Annotated in this window: 16 protein-coding genes; 8 read left to right on the forward strand and 8 right to left on the reverse strand. The window is 58.8% G+C overall.

Going from position 1 to position 24,749, the window contains the following annotated elements:
• Positions 1 to 19 precede the first annotated feature (19 nt).
• From DIT72_RS06415 to DIT72_RS06430, 4 genes are all read left to right on the forward strand, one after another.
• Positions 20 to 2,113 (forward strand): 3-hydroxyacyl-CoA dehydrogenase NAD-binding domain-containing protein, encoded by a 2,094-nt coding sequence (locus tag DIT72_RS06415; protein ID WP_135954329.1) that lies wholly within the window; start codon positions 20 to 22, stop codon positions 2,111 to 2,113.
• Between the two features lie 80 nt (positions 2,114 to 2,193).
• A complete protein-coding gene (locus DIT72_RS06420; protein ID WP_135954330.1) occupies positions 2,194 to 3,378 on the forward strand; it encodes an acetyl-CoA C-acyltransferase in 1,185 nt (394 codons plus the stop codon).
• Positions 3,379 to 3,540: 162 nt separating this feature from the next.
• Positions 3,541 to 5,343, forward strand: a complete 1,803-nt coding sequence (locus tag DIT72_RS06425; protein ID WP_135954331.1) for an acyl-CoA dehydrogenase — start codon at positions 3,541 to 3,543, stop codon at positions 5,341 to 5,343.
• A 135-nt stretch (positions 5,344 to 5,478) separates the two neighbouring features.
• Positions 5,479 to 6,894: an aldehyde dehydrogenase family protein gene (locus DIT72_RS06430; RefSeq protein ID WP_135954332.1), complete on the forward strand. Its 1,416-nt coding sequence runs from the start codon at positions 5,479 to 5,481 to the stop codon at positions 6,892 to 6,894.
• Positions 6,895 to 7,042: 148 nt separating this feature from the next.
• Here the strand turns inward: DIT72_RS06430 and DIT72_RS06435 are convergent, their stop codons facing one another.
• Positions 7,043 to 7,627 carry a QsdR family transcriptional regulator gene (locus DIT72_RS06435; protein WP_135954333.1) on the reverse strand — a complete coding sequence of 195 codons (585 nt, stop codon included), beginning with the start codon at positions 7,625 to 7,627 and terminating at the stop codon, positions 7,043 to 7,045.
• 187 nt (positions 7,628 to 7,814) lie between these two features.
• Here DIT72_RS06435 and msrB point away from each other — a divergent pair, with 187 nt between their 5' ends.
• Positions 7,815 to 9,035: a peptide-methionine (R)-S-oxide reductase MsrB gene (gene msrB / locus DIT72_RS06440; protein WP_135954334.1), complete on the forward strand. Its 1,221-nt coding sequence runs from the start codon at positions 7,815 to 7,817 to the stop codon at positions 9,033 to 9,035.
• Positions 9,036 to 9,047: 12 nt separating this feature from the next.
• Here msrB and DIT72_RS06445 read toward each other — a convergent pair whose 3' ends face one another.
• The 6 genes from DIT72_RS06445 to DIT72_RS06470 all read right to left on the reverse strand — a co-directional run bounded on the left by DIT72_RS06445 (position 9,048) and on the right by DIT72_RS06470 (position 19,114).
• Entirely contained in the window at positions 9,048 to 9,785 is a 738-nt protein-coding gene (locus tag DIT72_RS06445; protein ID WP_228260742.1) for a 3'-5' exonuclease, read from the reverse strand.
• Positions 9,778 to 11,652, reverse strand: a complete 1,875-nt coding sequence (locus tag DIT72_RS06450) for a putative nucleotidyltransferase substrate binding domain-containing protein (RefSeq protein WP_135954335.1) — start codon at positions 11,650 to 11,652, stop codon at positions 9,778 to 9,780. Before DIT72_RS06450 ends, DIT72_RS06445 begins: the two co-directional genes overlap by 8 nt.
• Before the next feature lie 166 nt (positions 11,653 to 11,818).
• Complete coding sequence (locus DIT72_RS06455) at positions 11,819 to 15,010, reverse strand: efflux RND transporter permease subunit (RefSeq protein WP_168355024.1); 3,192 nt, start codon at positions 15,008 to 15,010, stop codon at positions 11,819 to 11,821.
• The gene (locus tag DIT72_RS06460; RefSeq protein WP_135954337.1) at positions 14,997 to 16,151 is read right to left on the reverse strand and encodes an efflux RND transporter periplasmic adaptor subunit; all 1,155 of its coding nucleotides are present in this window, start codon (positions 16,149 to 16,151) and stop codon (positions 14,997 to 14,999) included. Before DIT72_RS06460 ends, DIT72_RS06455 begins: the two co-directional genes overlap by 14 nt.
• Positions 16,148 to 17,458, reverse strand: coding sequence for a TolC family protein (locus DIT72_RS06465; protein ID WP_135954338.1), 1,311 nt, complete (start codon positions 17,456 to 17,458; stop codon positions 16,148 to 16,150). The genes DIT72_RS06460 and DIT72_RS06465 overlap by 4 nt, the downstream gene beginning before the upstream one ends.
• Before the next feature lie 351 nt (positions 17,459 to 17,809).
• The gene (locus DIT72_RS06470; RefSeq protein ID WP_135954339.1) at positions 17,810 to 19,114 is read right to left on the reverse strand and encodes an MFS transporter; all 1,305 of its coding nucleotides are present in this window, start codon (positions 19,112 to 19,114) and stop codon (positions 17,810 to 17,812) included.
• Positions 19,115 to 19,320: 206 nt separating this feature from the next.
• Between DIT72_RS06470 and DIT72_RS06475 the strand changes: the two genes are divergently transcribed.
• From DIT72_RS06475 to DIT72_RS06485, 3 genes are read left to right on the forward strand one after another with little or no spacing between them, the layout of a single operon-like run.
• Complete coding sequence (locus DIT72_RS06475) at positions 19,321 to 20,187, forward strand: MBL fold metallo-hydrolase (protein WP_135954340.1); 867 nt, start codon at positions 19,321 to 19,323, stop codon at positions 20,185 to 20,187.
• Between the two features lie 8 nt (positions 20,188 to 20,195).
• A complete protein-coding gene (locus DIT72_RS06480; protein WP_135954341.1) occupies positions 20,196 to 22,019 on the forward strand; it encodes a SulP family inorganic anion transporter in 1,824 nt (607 codons plus the stop codon).
• On the forward strand, positions 21,943 to 22,602 hold the full coding sequence (locus DIT72_RS06485) for an energy-coupling factor ABC transporter permease (protein WP_135954342.1): 660 nt from the start codon (positions 21,943 to 21,945) through the stop codon (positions 22,600 to 22,602). Before DIT72_RS06480 ends, DIT72_RS06485 begins: the two co-directional genes overlap by 77 nt.
• Here the strand turns inward: DIT72_RS06485 and DIT72_RS06490 are convergent.
• Complete coding sequence (locus DIT72_RS06490; RefSeq protein WP_135954343.1) at positions 22,538 to 24,673, reverse strand: GGDEF and EAL domain-containing protein; 2,136 nt, start codon at positions 24,671 to 24,673, stop codon at positions 22,538 to 22,540. The two genes, DIT72_RS06485 and DIT72_RS06490, sit on opposite strands and share 65 nt — an antisense overlap.
• Positions 24,674 to 24,749 lie beyond the last annotated feature (76 nt).

Here is a 24,749-nt window from a genome sequence, read left to right on the forward strand (position 1 = left end):
TACAAGGCGAGGAGAAATTATGTCTGAGGTCGTAACTTATAACCGGGAAGGCTCCATTGGCGTGATCACGGTGAACTACCCGCCGGTAAACGCCCTCGGCCATGCGGTTCGTTCCGGCCTGGTGGCTGCGCTTGAGCAGGGCCAGAAAGACGCCGACGCCAAAGTACTGTTGCTGGTGTGCGAAGGCCGCACCTTTATTGCCGGCGCCGACATCCGCGAATTCGGCAAGCCGATGCAGGAGCCGGGGCTGGCCGCTGTTGTAAATCAGTATGAAAACAGTGACAAACCGATAGTCGCTGCCATTCATGGCACAGCCCTGGGCGGTGGTCTGGAAATCGCTCTCGGCTGCCATTACCGGGTGGCCCTGAGCAGTGCCAGGGTTGGCCTGCCGGAAGTGAAGCTTGGGCTGCTACCCGGTGCCGGTGGCACCCAGCGCCTGCCGCGGCTGACCGGTGCGCAGAAAGCCCTTGAAATGATCACTACCGGCGACTTCGTAGCGGCTGAAGACGCGCTCGCGCTGGGCATTCTGGATGCGGTTGAAGACGACAACGATATCAGGGCGGTTGGTCTGGCTTTCGCGCAGAGCATCGCCGATGAAGGCAAGCCGGCCCGCCGGGTTCGTGACCTGACCGACAAGATCGAAGCCGACAAGGGCAGCGAGGTTTTCGAGCAGTTCCGTGCGCAACTGCAGAAGAAAGCCCGTGGCCTGTTCTCGCCGTTCAAATGCGTGGATGCGGTAGAAGCGGCCGTCAATCTGCCGTTCGATGAAGGTCTGAAGCGTGAGCGTGAACTGTTTATGGAATGCATGGAATCCCCGCAGCGCGCCGGGCTGGTTCACGCTTTCTTTGCCGAACGTGAGGTCTCCAAAGTAAAGGGTCTGCCCAAGGACACTCCGGTGCGTGACATCCGCAAAGTGGGAGTGATCGGTGCCGGCACCATGGGTGGTGGTATTGCCATGAATTTCGCCAACGCCGGCATCCCGGTGACCATCGCCGAAGTGAAACAGGAAGCGCTGGACAAAGGCCTGGCGGTGATTCGCAAAAACTACGAGAACAGCGCAAAGAAAGGCCGGATCACCGGGGCCCAGGTCGAGGAGTGCATGAGCCTGATCAGCGGCACTCTGACCTATGATGATTTCAGCGATGCCGACCTGGTGATCGAAGCGGTTTTTGAAAGCATGGATTTGAAGAAGAAAATCTTCGGTCAGCTGGACGAGGCCTGCAAACCGGGTGCAATTCTGGCGTCCAACACCTCCACCCTGAGCATTGATGACATTGCCGCTGCGACCAGGCGCCCGCAGGACGTCATCGGGCTGCACTTCTTCAGCCCGGCCAACGTGATGAAGCTGCTGGAAATTGTGCGTGGTGAAAAGACTTCCGACGAGGTCAAGGCCACTGCCATGGCGCTGGCGAAGCAGATCCGCAAAGTGGGTGTCATGGTGGGTAATTGCTATGGCTTTGTTGGTAACCGCATGTTGCACAAGCGTGGTGCCGAGGCCATGGCGCTGGTCAATGAAGGTGCAAGCCCGCAGCAGGTGGACAGGGTGCTGACTGATCTGGGCTTCCCCATGGGACAGTTTGCCATGTCGGATCTGGCGGGTATTGATATCGGCTACAGTATCCGTCAGGAGCGCCGCAAGGCCGGTGAAGATGTGCCGGCAAGCTGGATGGACAGGCTGGCGGAGCAGGGTCGCCTGGGTCAGAAGACCCAGGCGGGTGTGTACAGGTATGAGGAAGGTAGCCGCAAGCCGATTCCCGATCCGAAGGTAGACCAGATCATTGCCGGTTTCCGTCAGGAGCAGGGCATTACGCCCCGCGACATCACCGACCAGGAGATTCTGGAGCGGTGCATGTATGTGATGGTCAATGAGGGCGCGAAGATTCTGGAAGAAGGCATCGCCGATCGTTCGCTGGATATCGATGTGGTTTGGATTTTCGGCTATGGTTTCCCGGCCTATCGGGGAGGCCCGATGTTCTGGGCCGATCAGATTGGCCTGGGCACCATTCTGGCGACCGTGAAGCACTTCCATGACACCCTGGGTGGTGAACAGTGGAAGCCGGCTGGTCTGTTAGAGAAGCTGGTCGCTGAAGGTCGGAAGTTCGGGGATCTTTGATCTGAAGACTGGTCCTGTAGGTCGGATCAGGCGAAGCCGTAATCCGACCTACCCGTACACCAATTGTGAAGGACACTGTTATGTCTGATGCCGTTATTGTTTCAACCGCACGTACCGGCCTCGGTAAATCCTACCGTGGCGCTCTGAACAACACCCACTCTGTGGATCTGGCCGGTCATGTGATCCGGCATGCCGTTGAGCGTGCGGGCATCGACCCGGCCATTGTGGAAGATGTGATCCTTGGCGCGAGCTTCCATGAAGGCGCCCAGGGCAAGAACATTGGCCGTCTGGCGGCGATTCGGGCCGGCCTGCCGGTAACGACTGCAGGTATGTCCATCAACCGGTTCTGCAGCTCTGGCCTGCAATCCATCGCCATCGCCTCCCAGCGGGTGGTGTCGGAAAACGTGCCAGCCATGGTGGCGGGTGGTGTCGAGTCCATTTCCCTGGTGCAGAACGACAAGGCCAACAGCTTTCATGCCACCAATGAATGGCTGATGAAGAACAAACCCGAGTTATATCTCGCGATGATCGCAACCGCCGATATTGTCGCTCAACGCTATGGCATCAGCCGTGAATCCCAGGATGAATACGCGCTGATTTCCCAGCAGCGTACGGCGGCGGCCCAGAAGGCCGGCAAGTTTGACGATGAGATTGTGCCTTTCGACGCCACCATGATGGTGAAAGACAAGGAAACCGGTGACATCAGCTATAAAGACGTCACCCTGACCCGTGACGAGTGCAACCGGCCCAATACCACACTTGAGGGCCTGCAGGGCCTGAATCCGGTGCGTGGGGATGATCAGTTTGTCACTGCCGGTAATGCGTCCCAGCTTTCGGACGGTGCCTCTGTGTGCACAGTAATGAACAGCACCTACGCGGAGAAGCACAACATTGAGCCCATGGGCATCTTCCGGGGCTTTGCCGTAGCCGGTTGCGAGCCGGACGAAATGGGTATCGGCCCGGTCTTCGCCATTCCGCGACTGCTGGAGCGCAGCGGTCTGAAGATGGACGACATCGACCTGTGGGAACTGAACGAAGCCTTCGCCTCGCAGGTGATTTATTGCCGTGACCGTCTGGGCATTCCCATGGAAAAGCTGAACGTGAATGGCGGCTCTATTTCCGTGGGCCACCCGTATGGCGTTACCGGCTCACGTCTGACTGGCCACGCCCTGATTGAAGGCAAGCGCCGCGGTGCCAGGTACGTCGTAGTGACCATGTGCATCGGCGGTGGCCAGGGTGCTGCCGGCCTGTTCGAGGTGGTTTGAATATTTCTGCCAGGCCCGATATGACAACTTTGGCTTTGTCGGATTACGCTTCGCTAATCCGACCTACGTGGTTAATCCCGCCGTCGTAGATCGTAAATCGTAGGTCGGATTAGCGAAGCGTAATCCGACAAAATCGCCGACAGTTACCAAGAGTGCGAGGCCATGCAACAAAAAATCATCAACACCCAGGACCTTGCTTTCCAATTGTTCGAACTCCATGAAGTCGAACAGATTCTGGGCTATGAACGTTACGCCGACCACAACCGTGAAACCCTTCAGGCCGCACTGGATCTTGCACTGAAAGTAGCGGCCGAAGAATTTGCCCCCCACGCCCGCCTGGTCGACGAAGAGGAACCCAGATTCGAGAATGGCCGAGTGGTTATGCGCCTGGAGGTCAAAAAGGCCCTGGATGTCCTGCGGGATACTGGCCTGATGGCCGCCGGCCAGGACTACGAACGCGGTGGCATGCAGCTGCCTGCCGCCGTAGCCCAGATGTGCGTTGGGATGCTCAAGGGAGCAAACGTGGGCACTCAGGGCTATGCGGGGCTGACGATTGCGGCGGCAAACCTGGTCATGGCCCAGGGCGATGAGCATCAGCAGAAGAAATACGCCGAGCCGATGATGGCCGGCCGCTTCTTTGGCACCATGTGCCTGACAGAACCCCAGGCGGGTTCATCCCTGGGTGATTTGCGAACCCGCGCGGAGCCGCAGGCCGACGGCAGCTATCGCCTGTTCGGCAACAAGATCTATATATCCGCGGGCGATCATGAGCTGAGCGACAACATCATCCACATGGTGCTTGCCCGTTTACCGGATGCCCCTTCCGGAGTGAAAGGCATTTCGCTGTTTATCGTGCCCAGGATACTGGTCAATGAAGACGGCAGCCTCGGCGAACGTAATGATGTGGTGCTGGCGGGCCTGATTCACAAAATGGGGTATCGCGGCACTACCTCCACGATGCTCAACTTCGGTGAAAAAGAGGGGGCCGTGGGTTACCTGGTCGGCGAGCCCAACAACGGCCTGGCGGCGATGTTCCATATGATGAACGAAGCCCGCATCGGCGTCGGTCTGGGATCGGTCATGCTGGGTTACACTGGCTACCTCCACGCCCTGGACTACGCCCGCGATCGCAAACAGGGCCGTCCCGTGGGCGAGAAAGATCCCGGCTCGCCACAAGTGCCGCTGATCCGCCATGCCGACATCCGCCGCATGCTGCTGACCCAGAAAGCCTACGTCGAAGGTGGCCTGGCACTCTGCCTGCAAGGGGCCATGCTGGTTGACGAGAAAAAACACGGCGCCACGGAAGACCAACGCAGAGTCGCCGCCGGCCTGCTGGATCTGCTGACGCCGATCATCAAATCCTGGCCATCCCAGTTCTGCCTGGAGGCCAACAGCCTGGCAATCCAGGTTTACGGAGGATACGGCTATACCCGCGAGTATCCCGTCGAGCAGTTTTACCGCGATAATCGCCTCAACCCCATCCACGAGGGCACCCACGGCATTCAGGGTATCGACCTGTTAGGGCGCAAAGTCTCCATGGCCGGCGGTGAGTTTTACCAGGAACTGATGGACCGGATTGAAGCCACTATCGATGAAGCTCATGGCATTGAGCGGTTGGCACCCTGTGCCGACAACCTGGGTCGAGCACTGAAAGCCATGGCTGTGGCGACAGAGGCCATTAACACCGAGAAAGCCAGGGGTAGTGTGGAGAAAGCCCTGGCCAACGCCTCGCTTTATCTGGAAGCCTTCGGCCATCTGGTGGTTGGCTGGCTCTGGTTGCGACAGGCTGGCAAGGCCATGACCGGACTGGATGGAAGAGGTGAGCAGACAGCGCAATTTTACGAGGGTAAAGTGAAAGCCTGTGAGTATTTTGCCAGCTACGAGTTACCGAAGGTGGACAGTCTGGCCAGATTGCTGAGTGGATTGGATACCACGCCGCTGAGCATGCAGGATTCTGAGTTTTAGCGGTGACCCGGTTTGTCTGCAACTACAGGTTTCTGCCCCTTCCCGACAGAAGACGCCACCAGCGCATTTGATGATATGGTAGCGGGCAGGAACGCCCGTGGCGTGATCGTGTTCGACTGATTCAGGAGCAGAACCATGAACAACCTCAGCAGTAACTACATCAACGGCCAGTGGCAGGACTGGAGTGGCGATACCATCGATGTCCATGAGGCTGCTACCGGCGACGTCATTGCCAGGGTCCCGGCCTCCGGCCGTGAGCAGATGGAACAGGCCATAGCCGCCGCTAACGCCGCCTTCGAAAGCTGGTCTGAAAGCACGCTGGAAAAACGTATCCACGTGCTGGAACAGCTTCACGCCGGCCTCAAGGAACGGGCTGGCGAAATCGCGGAAACCATATGCAGGGAAGTGGGCATGCCCATCAAGCTGGCCACCGGCATCCAGGCCGGTCTGCCGGCCACCATCACCAAAAGCTACCTGAAACTGCTGCCGGACTTCCCGTTCAGCGAGCAGGTTGGCAATTCCGAAGTCCAGTACACACCGGTGGGCGTGGTGGGTTGTATCACCCCCTGGAATTACCCCCTGCATCAGGTGATTCTCAAGGTGGTTCCGGCCCTGGCCGCTGGCTGTACCATCGTTCTCAAGCCCTCGGAAATCGCACCCCAGAGCGCCTATATTCTGGCGGACATCCTGGATAAGACGGACCTGCCCGAAGGCGTCTTTAATCTGGTGTGCGGCGAAGGCAGTACCGTGGGCGATACCCTGATCAAACATCCGGACGTCAACATGGTGTCCTTCACCGGCTCCACCCGCACCGGCAGCCTGATCGCCCACGCCGCGGCCGATGACTTCAAACGCTTTGCCCTGGAGATGGGCGGCAAGTCGGCATCGGTCATCCTGTCGGACGCCGATCTGGCCAAAGCGGTGAAGGGAACCGTCAACAACTGTCTGCTGAACTCGGGCCAGACCTGTACCGCGCTGACCCGCATGCTGGTGCCTGCCGACAAACACGACGAAGCCTGTGAACTTGCCGCCGCTGCGATGGCGAAAATGACGCCGGGCAATCCCCTGGAAGAAACCACACGCCTGGGCCCGCTGGCCTCGGCGCAGCAGCGGGACAAGGTCATTGATTACATCAAACTCGGTATCAAGGAAGGCGCGACCCTGATTGCCGGTGGCCCGGAAGCACCGGAAAGCTGCGCCCACGGCTACTTCGTCAAAGCCACCCTGTTCGGCAACGTCAAACCGGACAGCCGCATTGCCCAGGAGGAAATTTTCGGCCCGGTGTTGTGCGTAATCCCTTACCAGGATGAGGCCGAGGCTATCGAAATTGCTAACGGCACTGCGTATGGCCTGTCAGGCGCGGTCTGGTCCGGTGATGATGCCCACGCCAGGAAAGTGGCCGGAAAGCTACGCACCGGCCAGGTGTTTGTTAACGGCGGGGACTTCAATCCGATGGCCCCGTTTGGCGGGTTCGGCCATTCCGGCATCGGGCGGGAGTTTGGCAAGTGGGGATTGGAGGAGTTTCTGGAGGTGCGGTCGTTGCAGTTGTAATTGCCGGCAGCCGGGTGTCGGATTACGCTTCGCTAATCCGACCTACGGGGCGAGGTTCCACCATGCAGGCCGGATCCGTCTCGTAGGTCGGATTAGGCGCAGCCGTAATCCGACAATATACCCTCCACACACAGCCAGCCCCAAAACCTCAGGCCTTACCACCGAGCAGAATCCGCACCGCCGTACAGGCATCCTCCAGCTCCTCATCCCGCGGTTCGCGGCCGCCAATAATATCAGCATAAAGGCAGGATTCCGCCAGCCGCACCATGAAGTAGGACAGGCTTTCCAGGTTCATCGGCGGCTGAATATAACCGGCGGCGACCTGCTCTTTCAGCATCCGCGTATTGGCCTCAACGGTGCGGCTGTGCAGTGTGGAACGAGAGGATGTCAGCATCTTCAGGGCATACTCCGGATCATCGTGGATGAAACGCCGCAAGGGTTGCGAATGGAGCAGTATCGAATTTATGTAGCGGAACACTCCCACCACATAGTCCACGCCATGGCCGGAGGTATGCCTGATGGCGTCCTGACGCACGGAATCGTATAACGACCACAAGACCTCGCCCATGAGAAGGTCTTTGTTACCAATCCAGCGGAACAGGGTGGCACGGCCGATGTTGAGTTCTTCCGACAGTGAAGCAAGATGAATGCGCTCACCCTTCAGCCAGAGCCGGCGGGCGTGGCGGACAACGTCCTCGGGTGTTGCTCTGGTTGAACTCAGGTCTGCTGCCACTGGAACCTCATAAGCCGGACTCTTGTATTCTATCGTCAAAGCACAAGGCCTGCCATTTCCGAACAAATCGCTCCCTGCGCAGGCTCTGGTGATCCCAACCATACACGGTATTCGTAAATGAAGGGGAACTCCCCCGGTTTAAGCCGTCAAACAGACGACTGGACTGTTAATTGCCCGAGGCAAATGTATGAAACACTATCTTTTACTGATGTCCATGGCCGCCGCCATAACATTGACCGCTTTACAGGTTGGTGCTGCCAGTGGACAGGATTCGAAATATGCCCCGGACGACCCTGAACTGGCGGTTGCGACCTTCGCTGGTGGGTGTTTCTGGTGCGTTGAAGCCGCCTATGAGGAAAAAGTACCCGGCGTCGTTGAGGCGGTGTCCGGTTACAGTGGTGGTGACGAGAAAAATCCCACCTATCAGCAGGTTTCGAGTGGGCGCACTGGCCACACCGAGGCGGTGCAGGTCTACTACGACCCTGATGAGATTACCTATGAAGGTCTGCTTCAGGCCCTGTGGCGCACCGCCAATCCGACCGATGTAAAAGGCCAGTATGTGGATCGGGGCAGGCAGTACCGGCCGGCCATTTTCTATCACAATGACGAGCAGAAGCGGGCTGCCGAAGCCTCTGTGAAAGCGCTGGAAGAATCCGGCCGCTATGACAACCCGGTGAAGATTGAAATTGTTCCCTTCGAGGCCTTTTACGACGCCGAGGAATACCATCAGGATTACTACAAGAAGAATCCGGTGCGCTACAAGCTCTACACGTTCAACTCCGGTCGCTACCAGTTCATTGAAAAGGTCTGGGGCGACGATGAAGAGGTAGATTATGCCCAATATCGGCCGGAACAGAAGGGCTCCGGGAACAGCGGCAATTCCGGGCAATCCGGAGGCGATGAGTCTGCTATCGACCTCAGCGAGGTTGAAGCATTCAATCCGGAGACCTTTGACAAACCGGATGAGCAAGCATTGAAGGAGCAGCTGACCAAAGAGCAGTATTATGTGACCCAGGAAGATGGCACCGAACCGGCTTTCAAGAACGAATACTTTGATGAAAAACGGCCGGGGCTTTATGTGGATGTCGTCTCTGGCGAGCCACTGTTCTCTTCCCGCGACAAGTACAAATCCGGCACCGGCTGGCCCAGCTTCACCAGGCCGATCAGTCCGGACATGGTGGTGGAAAAAGAGGACCGCTCCTTTTTCATGACACGCACTGAAATCCGTAGCCGATACGCCGACTCGCACCTGGGCCACGTGTTCAATGACGGACCTGACCCCACAGGCCTGCGTTACTGCATGAATTCCGCGGCACTGAAGTTTATTCCGCTGGAGGATATGGAGGCTCGGGGTTACGGGGCGTTGATCAGCGAAGTGGAAGAGAACAGTCGCACCGCTTCTAAATAGGCCGTCTGCTCGTCACAGCCAGAGATCCCCGATGCGGGTTTCCGGCGAAAAGTGATGCTGTATCTGCGCCATCAGTAATTCTGCGCTGGCCAGTGCGTCCACCAGAGCATTATGGGGTGGGTAATGGGGCAGGCCATATCTCAGCCGGCTGTCTGTCAGACGGATGGAGACGGGTTGCTGGCCCCTTAACTTCTGCCACCAGTTGGGCTGCCGGTCGGGGTGCAGATGGGCTTCGATGGCCATGGTGTCGATCACCGGAAATTCTATCTCCTGCCCGATCCGCCACTTCAGTGCGACGTTCAGGAACGGCCGTTCGATACTGCGATAGTGAACCACCGGAATGCGACCGGCCAGGCTTCCGAGAACCTCACCAAGTACATCGTCCAGATCCGGTGCCTTGTCGATATCGGTGTGGGTGATGCCGTGTATCGTGATGGACGTCTGATGCAGCGGAAGCTGTGGTTTGACCAGCCAGTGCCGGGCACCTCCCAGTTGCACCCGGTCGAGGGTAAACGGCACCACGCCGATACTGACAATGGAGTGCTTGTTGGGGTCCAGGCCGGTGGTTTCGAAATCCAGGCCCACGAACGCAACGTCTTTCATGGGGGTTTCAGGCCCGACGCAACCCGCTTCGTAGAATGACTTTAGCCGTTCATCCCTGGCCTGCGTTGCAAGTTCCCGGAAGCGTTCGGGCCACGACAGGGCCTGGGGCATCTCCCCGGTCGTCGTAGATTCGCGGTTATCAGACATTCCGCCCCACCTGTGCGTTATAACGGAACTTGAGGAACTTCTGGGCCTGGCTGACCACCTGGAAAGCATCTTTCAGGTGGCTGCGTTCGAAGGGCGAGAGGTCTTCCGGGCGCACGTTGTTGTCGGGTTGGCGGCCGGCTTCGATGGCAAGGGCCTGATGGCGGATCCGCACAATGGCGATGAATTCGAAGGCATCCCGCAGGTTGTCCACGCCGTCTTCCGGAATCAGCCTGGTTTTGCCGATGGCCTTGAGGCGGTTGAAAGTATTCTGGGCCTTCGAGCCGCAGGCCAGGGAATGCACCCGGATCAGGTCGGAGACCGGCGCCGTTCCGCGACGCTTCAGGTTGATGGTCTTGGCCTGCTTGCCGCTTTCCTCCATTACGAAGGTGCGGAAAAAGCCCAGTGGCGGCGTACGGTTTAGGGCGTTGCGCGCCAGCATGGCCAGGAACCGCTGGCTGTTGCTGGCCTTCTCGGCGATGAACGCTTTGAGCTCCTCGGTGTACTCGGTGCGGCCATGGATGCCGTCGAGGTCGAAGAAGATATTGCTGTTCAGCAGCGCTTCGGCCTTGGGGTTTTCGGTCCAGTCGGCGAAGTACTCCTTCCACACCCGCAAGGGTTGGCGCCACTTCTGATTGGTCGCCATGATATCGCCGGTGCAGTACGCGTAACCGCATTCCGCCAGGCCGTCGCTGACGAATTTCGCCAGTGCCAGGAAGTACTCGTCATGTTGCGCCGGATCGAAACTGTCGTCCAGCACCATGGCGTTATCCTGGTCGGTTACCACCAGTTGCTCGTCCCGGGCCATGGAACCGAGTGCCATGAAACAGTAGGGTATGGGTGGTGGCCCCAGCTTTTCCTCCCCCAGTTCCAGCAGTCGCTGGCTGAAACTGCGGCCGATACCGGCCATGGCGCTGCCGATCATATGGGAATTGGCGTCTTCCCGGACCATACGTACAAAGGTGTTGGGCACTTCCTTGCTCAGACGCTTGAGGCCTTTTATATCCTGTTGCTGGTAGATATTGCTGACCAGGTAGAGGCTGCTCTGGGACTCGTGCTTGACGATATCGGACAGCGCAATTACCCCGCGGATTCTGTCGCCCTCCATCACCGGCAAGTGGTGCACGTTGTTGTGCAGCATGGTCAGCATGGCTTCAAAAATGAACGAATTGGAGCTCGTGGTGATCAGCTGATCGGTCATGATCTCACTGATCGGTGTTTCCGACGGCAGGGCTTCACTGAGTGCGCGTGTGCGCAGGTCACGGTCGGTAATGATGCCGGAGAGCCTGGCGTTGTCACCGCTCTCGTCCATGAGGAGCAGCGCTGAAACACCCTTTTCCGTCATGATGCGGGCAGCCTCCTGCAGGCGAACGGTGTTGGGCGCAGTGACCGGCTCACGGGAAATCAGCCGGGTTACCCGGGCGGTCATGGGCTGGTTGGACTTTTCCCGCCGGGACAGCGCTGAACGCAGGCGCGAACGGTCTTCGACTTCCACGAAATCGGTAAAATTCTCGTCGGTTTGCCACAGATACTGGAAAATCTCGTCGGGAATCAGGTAGATCAGGGAGTCTTCAATGGCCGTGACAGGAAAACGCACGGTTTTGCTCATCAACAGGCCATACTGGCCAAAAATCTCGCCTTCACCGAGACGGTTGTAGAGTTCGCCCGAACGGCGATACATCTCGACGGCGCCACTGCGAATGTAGTGCAGATAGGCGTTGCTTTCTCCGAATTTGAGGACCTCGGTGCCTGCACGGAAATAGGCAACTTCAATGCTCGATACGATTTTGTCGAGGGTCTCCTCAGGCATCTCGTCGAATGGAGAGTGCTGGGCCAGGTGGTTGCGTATTTCGATCAGCTCTGCCTGCATGAAGTCTCCCTGATTTCCGGCGGGTGGATCAGTCTAAGGTAGCAATATAGCAGTGGCAGCAAGGGACGGCTACGAAACGAAGGTGGCAAGCTGCCATGAGCGGCGTTGCCGTGGCCGCCGCTTCACTGGTTACCCTGCCGGGCCGGGCTTGGATCAGGATGTCACTTCAGCCAGGGCTGGATTTACCTTTGAACGCATGGAAGTAAAGTAATGGAATCAGCAATAGGGTCAGGAAGGTGGACACAAGAACACCACTGGCCAGGGTAAGGCCGAGCGGCTCGAGTGATGGTTCGAAGATCAGAACCCCGCTGCCAAACATTACAGTAGCGGCGGTGAGGATGATGGGGCGGGTCCGCTGCGCTCCGGCCTGGATGACCGCTTCTTTGATGTCCATGCCTTCATCCAGCCTTTTCTCGATGAAGTCCACCAGCAGGATGGCATTACGGGTGACGATACCGCCCAGTGCGATCACGCCCAATACACCCGTGCCGGCAATATTGATGCCCCAGGCCCAGTGGGCCGGAATCACGCCGATGAAGATCAGGGGGATGGGCAGCATTATCAACAGGGGCAGCCGGTAGGAGCTGAACCAGCCGGCCAGCAACACGTAAATCAGGATCATGACAACAAGCCCTGCCACGCCCAGGTCCCGGTACACGTCCCGGGTCATTTCCCACTCTCCTGACCAGTAGATGACCGGCTCGGACGCGTTATCGGGCGGGGCCAGCCAGCTTACTCCGGTTTCCGCGATGCTGGCCGGAGATTCAAGTTGCACGGTCAGTGGCTGGGCGCGGGAACGGTCCAGATCCGCGAACACGGTCGTTACCGGCATCAGTCCGCGGCGGAAGAGCGCGCGCTCCCCGTCCGTGTAATCGAACTCCAGAACGGATTCCAGCGACACCGGCTCGCCGTCCACGTTGATGACGTACAGGCTCCTTATGGCCTGTTCGGTTTCCCGATCCGGTCTGGCCAGCCTGAGTATGATGGGAATTGGCTCCCGCGAGTGCCGGTCGCCGGACCAGTTGGCAAGGGTCTCTCCCTCCAGGGCAAGGTAGAGGTTGCGAGTGACTTCTGCCGGAATGACGCCGAAGGTGGCGGCCCGCTCCGGATCCACTTCCAGATTGAGGCGAGGGAGAGGTCGCGACGGGCTCTGATCCGTCGAGATCACCCCTTTCTGGTCGCCCAGCCATTGCTCCACCTGATGGGCGACGGATCGGCGGGTCTCCGGATCGCGCCCATAGATTTCAGCTGTAATCGCCCGGTCGCTGCTGGGGCCGGACGGAATACGGCTGATATGCCCTTTTGCGTCATAGGGTTCCAGCCAGCCGCTGAGGTTGTGAGCCACTTCCCGGCTGACTTCATAACTCTGGCGGTTCCGCTGCTCTTCGGGAACCAGGACCACGTGCAGTGTCAGGTCCCGTGGCGCCTTTGGCCCGGGCGGCGACAGCGTCTCGGGCGGATAGATCAGCGGTGCCGAAAGGCCCGAATAAATAGTGACACCGCTCACCTCCGGAACAGCCCGCAGGTGTCGGTTGATCTCCGAGGCTGCTGTGAGGGACTCGGTCAGGGTTGAGGCAGGTGGCAGCTCAACATTGACGGCAAACACATTACGGTCCAGCAGAGGCGTCAGGCCGATCTGGACCATCCTGAAAGCAACCAGTGAAAAACTGGCGATAAGCAGAACAATAAGGCCCAGATAAAACAGCCAGCGCAGCCAGGTGGCAGCAAGAAAAGGGGCGAGGAGGCGGCGATAGTAGCCAACCAGAGGCGTGTCACCGGATTCCCGGTCCCGGGAAGCCTCTTTTGTTCCGTTATCCGTCTCTGCGCTGGCGTCGGTATCGACTTTCAGCAATCGATAACCGAAATAGGGGGTGATGGTGAGGGCTATCAGCAGGGAAAACAGTACAGCCGCTGACGCGCCAACAGGAAGGGCGCGAACATATTGCCCCATTTCTCCGGTGATATAAGCAGTAGGAAGCAGCGTGGCCACCACCAGCAGATCTGCCAGTATCGTCGGATTGCCCACTTCGTTTACGGCCCTGACTGTCAGCTCCCGGGTTTTTTCTCCGGCACGCTGAAAATGGCGGGACACATTTTCCAGCATGACCACGGCATCGTCCGAGAGGATGCCAATAGCCAGGATCATCGCGGCTATGGATACCGGATTGAGGGTAAAATCGAGATGGTGGTAAAGGTAGGGAACAATCGACAGCGATGCCGGCATCATGATTGCGATGATCACGGCAGCGGGCCAGCCAAGCCCAAGCCAGATGATACCGACGACGATCAGGGTGCCGGACAACAGCTGGAACAACACATTGTAAACCCGTGCTGTGGCATCTTTACCCGCATCGTGGGTAACGTTCAGCTGTACGTCGTCGGGCAAAGAGCTGGCGGCGAATTCCGTCAGCCGTTGTTGCACCTTCCGGGTAATATCACTGACATTCATGCCCTCGAGCGTGGTTATCGCCAGAGTGACGGCAGGAAAGGGAGCTGACTGGCCTTTTTGCCAGTGCAGAACGGCATGATTCTGCTCAATACTGCCAAGTCTGACGTCCGCCACCTCATCCAGGTACACGGGTCCACCGCCGTCGCTGCCAACCGGTATACGGCCCAGCTGTGCTGCGCTGGTGAAATCCGGGCCGGCCTGAAGATCCGTTACCGGGATGCCTTCCAGCCGGCCCACCGGCACCCGCCGGTTCGCCCCGGCAACGGCCTCGGCCAGCTGGCTCAGAGGGATTTTCCGGGCCGCCAGATCCGTTGGTCTCGGCATGATCTTGATGGCGTTCCGGTCTCCGCCAAAGCGCCCGATATCTCTCACGCCGGGGAGGGTGAGAAGGTCTGCGGAGAGTTCTCCGGCTATATCTTCAAGGCCGTCAGGGCCAACGGTTTTGCTGGTGATGGTGGCCATCAGGACCACCAGCCTTGCTTCGCCGTAGGTTTCGATACGGGGAGGCCCGGCCATTTCGGGTAACTCGCCGGCACGGGCCCCGAACAGTTCGTCAAGTCTGGAAAATGCTGTTGCCTCCTCTGTGCCGGCTTCAAACTCAACGGATAGCAGTGCCGCATGGTTGGAGCTGCTGCTTCGCACCTCGCTGACCGAGGCAATTTCACGGACCCAGCTGGCGGCACGGCGGGCAAGCTGCTCATCGACCTGCTCTACGCCTGCTCCGGGCCAGGGCAGGAGCACCAGGGCTGTGGGTACGTCGATGTCCGGCCGGTCTTCCCGGGGAGTAACCAGAAGTGCATAACCGCCAAGCAACAAGCAGGCGACAACAAACAGCGGCACCACCGGTGAGTCCAGTAACCGGTTGGCAATGTGCCCCGCCAGTCCCAGACGCATGCTATTTTTTGCCATCGACTGTACCGGCATTCTCAATAATCACCGGCTGGCCATCCTGAAGATCGGCGGATGGGTCCAGTACCACCCGGTCGCCCACCTCAAGCCCCTGGGTAACGGGAATCAGGTCGGAAGCAATCGCCGGCATGGTCGCCGTTTTGATCCATCGTAAATTGACGACTGCCGGTTCTGCGGACACCTGTTCACCCGGGCTTCGCACGACAAGCACGCCGGTCAGCTGTCCTCGCCTGATGAGTGCGTCCTGCGGCAGGGCCACCCAGGTCGTGTCCCGGTTCCGACGTTTTGCGTCCGCCACCGGCACCACAACTGAAACGACCTGGCCGGGTGCGAGAGCGGCCGTTTCCGTGTCGATGGCAAGCCGTAAACGCTGGCCGGTACCTTTGTCATCAAGTGCAGGTATTATGCTGACCAACCGGGCTTCGTAGGTGCCGTTTCCTGGTCCTGCAACCACCGAAAGTGTCTGTCCCTGCACCAGAGAGTCTGCCTGGTTGCTGGAAACCGGCACATCAATTCTCAGCTGTTGGCGATCCTCCAGGACAATCAGTGGCTGGCCGGGGCCGACGAAGCTGCCGCTGTCCACCAGGGTTTCGGCAACTACGCCATCAAACGGAGAGGTCAGGCGTGTATAGCTGAGGTTGGTCTGCTGCGCTTCGAGTTCTGATTTCGCAGCCTGCCGCTGTGCTTCCAGTTCCTCGAGTCTGACCCTTGCACGCTCGGTGCGTACCCGTGCAATCAGGTCTTCCTGATAAAGTCTCTCGAGTCGGTCGCTGTCCAGTCTGGCTTGCCGGACCGCTGCCTCGGCCGCGATGATTTTTTCCTCGGCAGCGGCGATGGCTGCCTCTATGTCTCTGGCGTCGATGGTGGCAAGCAACTCGCCGGTGGTTACTTCATCGCCGGGCTCCCTGGTAACGGATGTCAGGGTGCCGGCAATCCGGGTGCTCAGAATGGCACGCTTTCCGGGCCTTACAACGCCTGGCAGCTGACGGGTTAACGGATATTTCCATTCACTGATTTCAGCGACGGTGACGGGGACTTTTCCAACCGCTTCGGTCGTGTTTGAGGGGGGCGGGTCAGAACACCCGGTCACTGCCAGAAAGAAGGCTGAAAACAGCAGCTGACATCGGATGTTAGCGGTCATGGGAGTTGCTCCCTGACAGCCAGAATCGGATCATAACCGTTCTGAAGGTGATAGTTCATAGCGGCAAGAACAGCCTGGTACCGTGCATCAACAAGGTTCGTGCGCTGGCGGTCAAGCCGCGCCTGCGCCGCAAGCAGGTCAGTCATTGAGCCGATTCCTTCTTCATAACGCCTCAGTGCCAGCTGCTCTGCACGCGTTGCAGCCTCGGTTGCCTTTTGCGCCGCATGCCATCCGGCATAGCCTGCTTGCCAGAGAGTCATCGCCATGGTCTGCTCCCTCTGGATGCGGCGCTTTACACCCTCCAGTTCAATTCGGGCTTTTTCTTCCTCGGCTCTGGACTCGGCAATTCTGCCCTGACGACCCAGGCCATCAAAAATGGTCCACTGAATGTTGACGGCGACCAGCCATCCATCGGAGCTTTCATTGAGAGGCTCGTTGCCTTCAACCCACTGCTGTCTTGCCAGAAGGTTTACCCTGGGCATCCATTCAGCCCTGGAGGCACTGGTGCCGGCGCTGGCTGCTTCAGCTGCTAGCTGCCGTGCCTGCAGGTCTTTGCGTGCGCGGGGATCGCCGATGCGGACAGGAGGCGAAGGTCGGGGCAGGGGTGTGGAAAGGACAATCTCCTGTTCCGGAGTCATGCCCAGCAGGGTTTCCAGCTCAACCTGTGCCTGCACTCTTTGAGCATTTACATGTTCGATACGGGCTTCAATCGCAGCCAGTTCGGCATCCGCCTGTTCAGTGTCCAGACGTGACGCCAGTCCCTCCCGGTAACTGGCGTGTGCCAGCGTTGCCGCTTTTCGGGCTGCCTGATAGGACATCTGGACGGCTTCCACCCGTTCCCGTTGTCGCAGGACATTGAAGTAAAGACGGGATATTTCCAGACGGATGGCCTGGTTTCCCCATTGTTGAGCATGGCGGCGGGCATCGAGCTTCAGGGCCGCGGCCTGGCGTAGTTTGATCGCATCGGCGTTAATCAGCGGTTGTATTACCTGCACGCCAGTCAGAGTGCCTTCCACCGGGCCTAAATCTGCGCGCTGGATGGTCGGGGGGATGCCAAGAGAGGGGACCGGCACACCGGTAATCAGGGAGGAATCTGCCCGCAGCCAGGAAGCGTCTGCGCTGACGGAAGGCAGATAGGCCTGTGAGGACTGTTGATGGACAGCTTCCGCCTGCCTGGTTTCGGCCGCAAGTGTCTGCAGAGTGACAGCCTCCTGACGGGCGGCTTCCAGTGCCTCAGTCAGCGACAGGGCATGGATCGTGGCCGGAGCCAGAAAAATAGCGAGAATTACAGCCCACCTGTAGTGCAACGGAGCTCCCTGTTCGTCGTTTCCCTTGGGTTGAGGCTTGTTCCTGCGTGATCACTGTTGGTGCAATATCGAAACTGAAATGAAGTATACCAATTTTAAACGGACTTGGCTTTTGGCTTCACGCCCCCTCCGGATAGCGCTGCTGTTTTCTTTGCTCGCCACGGCGCTCCGTTGCATGTTGCGTAATTGCTGCAAGTGGGCAGACAGCCGCGACAGGGCAGCCTCGTAGGCGTGGCTGGTGCGGTAGAAGAAGCTTGCGTTGACATAGGATTCCTGTTGTATCAAGTGTCAGAGTCGGATTTTACGGCGGCGGAAGACCTTCGGATGTACAAATAACCGGGACACCCGCAATTAACGGTCTTTCCTCACTTCAGTCGCGGGCACCTTGAGCATCAGCACAAAACCGATCAGCAGGAATGCCAGTATGGTGCTCATGCCCCAGCGCTGACTGCCGGTCACCGAGGTAACCCAGCCCACCAGCAGGGGGCCGGCGAACGCCGTGGCTTTTCCCGAAAACGCAAACAGGCCGAACATCTGTGTTTGCAGGTGGGGTGGCGCCACCCGAGCCAGATGGGAACGGCTTGCAGATTGTAGCGGCCCCACAAAGATCCCCAATGTCATGCCCCATATCCAGAACGCAGTGGTCCCGTCCACCAGCAGGATGCCCAGTGCACTGCTGCCAAGCCCCATCAGTGACAGCAGTATGGTGTTGCGCCCGCCCAGGGCGTCGTCAATCCAGGAAAAAGCCAGCGCGCCCAGCCCGGCTGTTACGTTCAGGGCAATGGCAAACTGCAGTACTTCGGTGGGGCTCATGTTGAAAGTGCCGGCGGCGTACACGCCCCCGAAGGTAAAGATTGTCGCCAGGCCGTCGGTATACAGCATGCGGGCAATCAGGAAACGCACGATGTCCTTGTACTGACGGACATCAACGATGGACTGTTTGATTTGCAAAAACCCGGCGCGGGTGGCGGCTGCCAGCTTCAGGCCGGTGGGAGGACGGTCCGGGATGAAGATGAAGGCTGGCAACGCAAACACCAGGTACCATACCGCAACCAGGACGAAAGTGGCACGCACGTGCTCGGCTTCGTCCCGGTTCAGGTTGAACAGGCTGGCATCAATTTCGATAAAGCCGTACAGAGCCACCACTAGGCTCAGCACCCCCCCTACATAACCCAGTCCCCAGGCCCAGCCGGACCAGCGGCCGGTGCGCTCCGGGCTTGCCAGGTCTGGCAGCATGGAGTTGTAGAATATGAACGCAAATTCGGCGCCCAGCGTGCCCAGGCCTACCCATAACGCGGCATTCCAGAACTGATCCCGGTCTGGCGTGACCGTCCACAGCATGGCGCAGGACACCACGCAAAGCAGAGTAAAGCCGATAAACCAGGGTTTGCGCCGGCCTGACTGGTCGGCAATGGCCCCCAGTATGGGTGCCAGGACGGCGATAAGCACACCGGAAATGCCGACGATGTAGCCCCAGGCCTCGGTGCCTTTCACCTCGTTCTGCATTACCGAAACGCTGAAATACTGGGCGAAGACAAACGTGAGGATGATGGTAAAAAAGGCACTGTTGGCCCAGTCGTAAAAGGCCCAGGACCAGAGCGCGCGCTTGTTTTCCTGCGTGCGCTGTGGTTCGGCGGGGGGCGCTTGCGATGACATGGTCGGCAGAGCTCCTGTTCCTTGCAAGGGTCATCCTTGCGCTGATTGTCGCCCTTATCAGGGCCAATGCCCAGCCCTGCCGCAAAGTTGGCTTGCCGTGCCCGAGAGCCAGGGGCCATCGCGGCAATTACAAAAGCTCATTTCCCTTAATATTTCATTTTAGTATATGCTTAGAACGAAATACCAATCGCGGGGAGATGAGTACTATGGCCGATCCACTCGTCCAGCACTTTTTCGACCAACCTACCAATACCTTCAGCTATGTGGTCAGCGACCCTGACAGCAACGCCTGCGCAATCATCGATTCCGTTCTCGATTTCGACTATGCAGCAGGTAAAACCGACGTGCGCTCCGCCAACGAGATCATTGACTACATCCGCACAAAGAACCTTCGGGTGGAGTGGATCATCGAAACCCATGTTCACGCGGATCACCTGTCCGCAGCGCCCTGTCTGCATGCTGAGCTTGGTGGTAAAACCGGTATTGGTGCTCACATCACCGAGGTGCAGGAGATTTTTGGCAAGGCATTCAATGCCGGTACCGAATTTGCCCGGGATGGCAGCCAGTTTGATGTCCTGTTCCAGGAAGGGGACCGCTTCCGGATCGGCAATCTGGAAGGGCTGGTGCTGCATACACCTGGCCACACTCCGGCCTGCCTGACCTACGTGATCGGAGATGCCGCTTTTGTGGGGGATACGCTGTTCATGCCGGATTACGGCACCGCCCGCTGTGATTTCCCGGGCGGCGATGCACGAATGCTGTACCGGTCGATCCGGAAGGTCCTGGCGTTACCGCCACAAACCCGTATTTTTCTGTGCCATGATTATCAGGCGCCGGGGCGTGAGGAATACCGGCATATGACTACTGTGGCCGAACAGCGTGAGGCCAATATTCATGTCCGCGAAGGTGTTTCCGAGGAAGAGTTTGTGAAGATGCGCACCGAAAGGGATGCAACACTGGACATGCCCAGGCTGATTCTGCCTTCGGTGCAGGTCAATATGCGGGCCGGGCATATGCCCCCCGCGGAAGACAACGGCCGGGTCTACCTGAAAGTACCGGTTAACCTGTTCTGAGATTCCCGATGAATCTTAAACGCTATCTGCCCATTCTGCAGTGGGCGCCGCAATACGGGCGCGGTCAGGCTACCAGTGATCTGGTGGCGGCGGTCATCGTGACCGTCATGCTCATCCCCCAGTCACTGGCCTATGCCCTGCTGGCAGGGCTGCCGGCCCACGTGGGGTTATACGCCAGTATCCTGCCGCTGGTGATCTATGCCGTGTTTGGCACCAGCCGGACCCTGTCTGTCGGGCCGGTGGCAGTGGCTTCGCTGATGACAGCGGCCGCGCTGGCGCCATTGGCAGAAGCAGGCACCCCGGAATACATTGCCGGTGCGGTTCTGCTGGCGGTGATGTCAGGCCTGATGCTGACGATAATGGGTGTTCTCCGCCTTGGCTTCCTTGCCAATTTTCTCAGTCACCCGGTGATTTCGGGTTTTATCACCGCCTCCGGCATTGTTATTGCCGCCAGCCAGCTCAAGCATATTTTCGGCATTCAGGCCTCCGGGCATAACCTGCTGACAATTGGCCAGTCGCTGATCCTGTCGATAGGAAACACCAATCTGGCGACGCTGGCCGTGGGCACCGGAACTCTGCTGTTCCTGGTGTTCGCCCGCAAGCGTCTGAAGCCTCTGCTAACGGCTATGGGGCAGGCACCGGCATTGGCCGATATCCTGACCAGAACGGCCCCCATTCTGGCAGTACTGGTTACCACCCTGGTGGCCTGGCAATTCCAGCTTGACTCACAGGGTGTTCGCCTGGTGGGTGATGTGCCACGTGGATTGCCCGATTTCACCATGCCCAGCCTGGATACGGAATTGTGGCAGCAGCTGGCGGTCAGCGCCCTGCTGATCAGCGTGATCGGCTTTGTGGAGTCAGTGTCCGTGGGGCAGACCCTGGCCGCCAAGCGGCGCCAGCGGATTGATCCGGACCAGGAGCTGATTGGCCTTGGCGCCGCCAACCTGGGCGCCGGGTTTTCCGGCGGGATGCCGGTCACGGGCGGTTTCTCCCGTTCTGTGGTCAACTTTGATGCCGGTGCCGAAACTCCCGCAGCGGGCGCCTATGCGGCTGTAGGTATTGCCCTGGCAACCCTGTTCCTGACGCCGGCCATTGCCTATCTGCCCCAGGCGACCCTGGCGGCAACCATCATTGTGGCGGTTTCCACCCTGATCGACCTTCCCGCCCTTGGCCGGACATGGCGGTATTCGCGGCCGGATTTCGGCGCCATGCTCGCTACCATCGTGCTGACCCTGGTATACAGTGTTGAGGCCGGCATCGTCGCAGGTGTGGCCTTGTCCATCGGTCTGTTCCTGTACCGGACAAGCCGCCCCCACTGTGCGGTGATTGGCCCGGTACCGGGTACTGAGCATTTCCGCAATGTACTGCGGCACCGGGTGGAGCTGTGCCCCAGGGTGACCTTCCTGCGGGTGGACGAAAGCCTGTATTTTGCCAATGCCCGTTTCCTGGAAGAAACCGTGATGGACCTGGTAACCGGGCAGCCGGAGCTGCAGGACCTGGTGCTGGTGTGCCCGGCAGTCAATCTGGTGGATGCGTCAGCCCTGGAAAGTCTGGAAACCATCAATGAACGGTTGACGGATGCGGGTGTCCGCCTGCATCTTTCGGACGTAAAAGGACCTGTAATGGACCGCCTCGGGGACACCGAGCTGCTGGCGAACCTTGGAGGTCAGGTCTTTCTGAGTGCCTACGAGGCCTGGCAGGCACTGACCAGGCCCGCTGCGGCGGCTCAACGTTCTGAACCGGAGCATCCTTACCATGGGAATGACAGAGAACCTGCTCTCTGCCGGCCAGCTGATCATCACCGGTCTGATATTCCTGGCGATACTGATTAACGCTGTACGCGGCATCAACTGGTCGGAATTTCGCCGCGACCAGGCCCTGCAACATTCCTTTTATGGCGCCGCGGTCGTTCTGGGTTTTGTCTGGCAGCTGCGGGCGGGGATTTCTCCGGGGTTATCCATCCACGTGTTTGGTATCACCCTCATTACCCTGATGATGGGGTGGCGGCTGGCGGTACTGGCCGGGTTACTGGCACTGGCAATTACCGTGATTACCGGGCGTGAACCGCTGATCGCCTTCGCTGCCAATGGCCTGGTCACAGTGATGGTGCCGGCCCTGGTCAGCTACGGCATCATGCTATGGGAGCGGAAACGCGATTTCCGCAATTTTTTTGCTTATATCTTCTTCTGCGGCTTTTTTGGTGCGGGTATCTCTGTTGCAGTGGCGGGCGTGGTGATGTGTCTGATGCTCTGGTCCGCCGGCGTGTATACCTTCGGCGAACTGGTTCACGAATATCTGCGCTATCTGCCGCTGTTCATGGTTCCTGAGGGATTTGTGAATGGCGCCTTCGTCACCGGGTTGATGGTATTCCACCCTGACCGGCTGACAACGCTGGATCAGAGGCGTTACCGCTAGGGTCCCGTCTGTGCTGCCGTGCCCAGCCGAGAACCGCGGTGGCGGGCATCGGGCGGGCGAAGCCGTAGCCCTGTGCGAAGTTACAGCCCATCTGCCGGAGTGCCCGGGCGTGCTCCATGGTTTCCACGCCCTCGGCCAGTACCGGATGAGAAAACCGCTGGGCCAGGAATATCACGCTTTCCACAATGGCGTGGTCACTGGCATCCTCCAGCATGTTCCGCACAAAACTCTGGTCAATCTTGATGATGTCAACGGGCAGCGTGCGAAGGTAAGTGAGCGACGAAAAGCCGGTGCCGAAGTCATCCAGGGCGACCCGAAGGCCCAGAGTCTGGCAGCGGGCCAGTACGTTGCTGGCCTGCTTGGTATCTTCGAGGGCGGTTGATTCCAGCACTTCCAGAGTGATCTGGCCGGGATTGACTTCCGGATGGCTGTAGAGATAGCTCTCCAGGTAGTCAGCAAAACTGTGATCCATCAGATGCGGTGCGCTGATGTTGATGCTGACCGCCATATCCTCGCCCGCTTCCTTCCAGACGTTCATCTGATGAATGGCTTCCTTCAGTACCCACTGGCCCAGTGGGACTTCAAGATGACTGTTCTCGACGATGGGCAGAAATTCCCCCGGTGAGACCAGGCCCTTCTGGGGATGACGCCAGCGGATCAGCGCCTCAAAACCAAGGAGCCGGCCATCGGCGAGCCGGATCTGGGGCTGGAAAAACAGCTCGAATTCCTGGTTTTCCAGTGCCCGGGAAATTTCCATCAGCTGCGCGCGGCGGTTTCGACGATGCTCATCAAGTCCGGGATCGAAAAAGTGATACTGGTTACGGCCTTTCTCTTTGGCCGAATACATGGCCTGGTCGGCATGGCGAATCAGGCCTTCTGCGTCGGCTACGTCTTCGGGATAGCGCGTGATGCCAAGGCTGGCCGTCAGGGTAACACTCTGGTCGCCTACCGGAAGGGGTTCGCCAACAGCGGCCAGAATGCGCTGGTAGACGGTGTCGTGATTGTCATCACCCTGCAAAAGAAGAACAAATTCGTCGCCACCGATCCTGGCTACGGTATCACCGCTACGCAACGCCCCTGTCAGTCGCTCCGACAGCGTGCGCAGCGTCTGGTCGCCGGTGGCATTGCCCAGCCGGTCGTTGATGGACTTGAATCCGTCAAGGTCCAGATAGCAGACCGAGAGACTGCGATGTTGCCGGTCGGCATGAATGCGGGCAGTGCCCAGGCGCTCTTCCAGAAGTTGCCGGTTGGGCAGGCCGGTCAGCTCATCGTAATTGGCAGCGCGGTCCAGTTCCCTGGCGTGATTTTTGAGGGCGGTAATGTCGGAAAATGCAGCAACGTGGTGGTACTGCCCGGGCTCATCCAGATGAACGCGGCTGATCGAGAGTAATTCGACGTATTCCTCACCGCTTTTCCGGCGGTTCCAGATTTCACCCCGCCAGTGATCGGTCTGTTCGATTGACCGCCACATGGACTGGTAATATGCCCCGGAATGGCGACCGGAACTCAGAATGGCCGGGTTGAGCCCCAGAACCTCTTCCCGGCTGTAGCCGGTAATCCGTGAAAACGCCGGATTAACATCGAGGATCCGATTCGACCGATCGGAAATCATGATGGCTTCGTGGCTGCGGTCAAATACGCTGGCAGCAATACGCAGGCCGCGTTCGCTGTTCTTCCGGTCCGAAATATTGTTCTGGATAGCAATGAAGCCGGGCGCGACACCCCTCTCGCCGCCAATCGGGACGCAATAGGTGTGGACCCAGTAGGGTGCCCCGGATCTGGTGTAATGGAGAATGTCCTCTTCGATTACTTCGCCGCAGTGAAGCTTCTGGTTAATGCGTCTTGCGGTTTCGGGATCCGTGTTTGGCCCGTAAAGGACCTCTCTCGGGAAGCGACCGCGTATTTCAGCCAGCGAATACCCGGTATGTTGTTCAAAGCTGGGATTTACCCACTCGATACATCCGGCTTCATCAAGCATGACCAGCAGGTTTGGCGTGGCGGAGGCAATCAGCGCAAGGCGATCCGGATCTATCTCTGAAGGCGGCTGTGTCATTTCGGGGGGGCGGTGCATGCGAGTCAGCCAGGCTTTGTCCGGGTTTGGTAATCGGTTTCGGAGGAGGCGCATGCTACCGGAATGACGCCGGAAA

This window comes from Marinobacter orientalis (assembly GCF_004792665.1).
In the GTDB taxonomy this organism is placed as follows: Bacteria; Pseudomonadota; Gammaproteobacteria; order Pseudomonadales; family Oleiphilaceae; genus Marinobacter; species Marinobacter orientalis.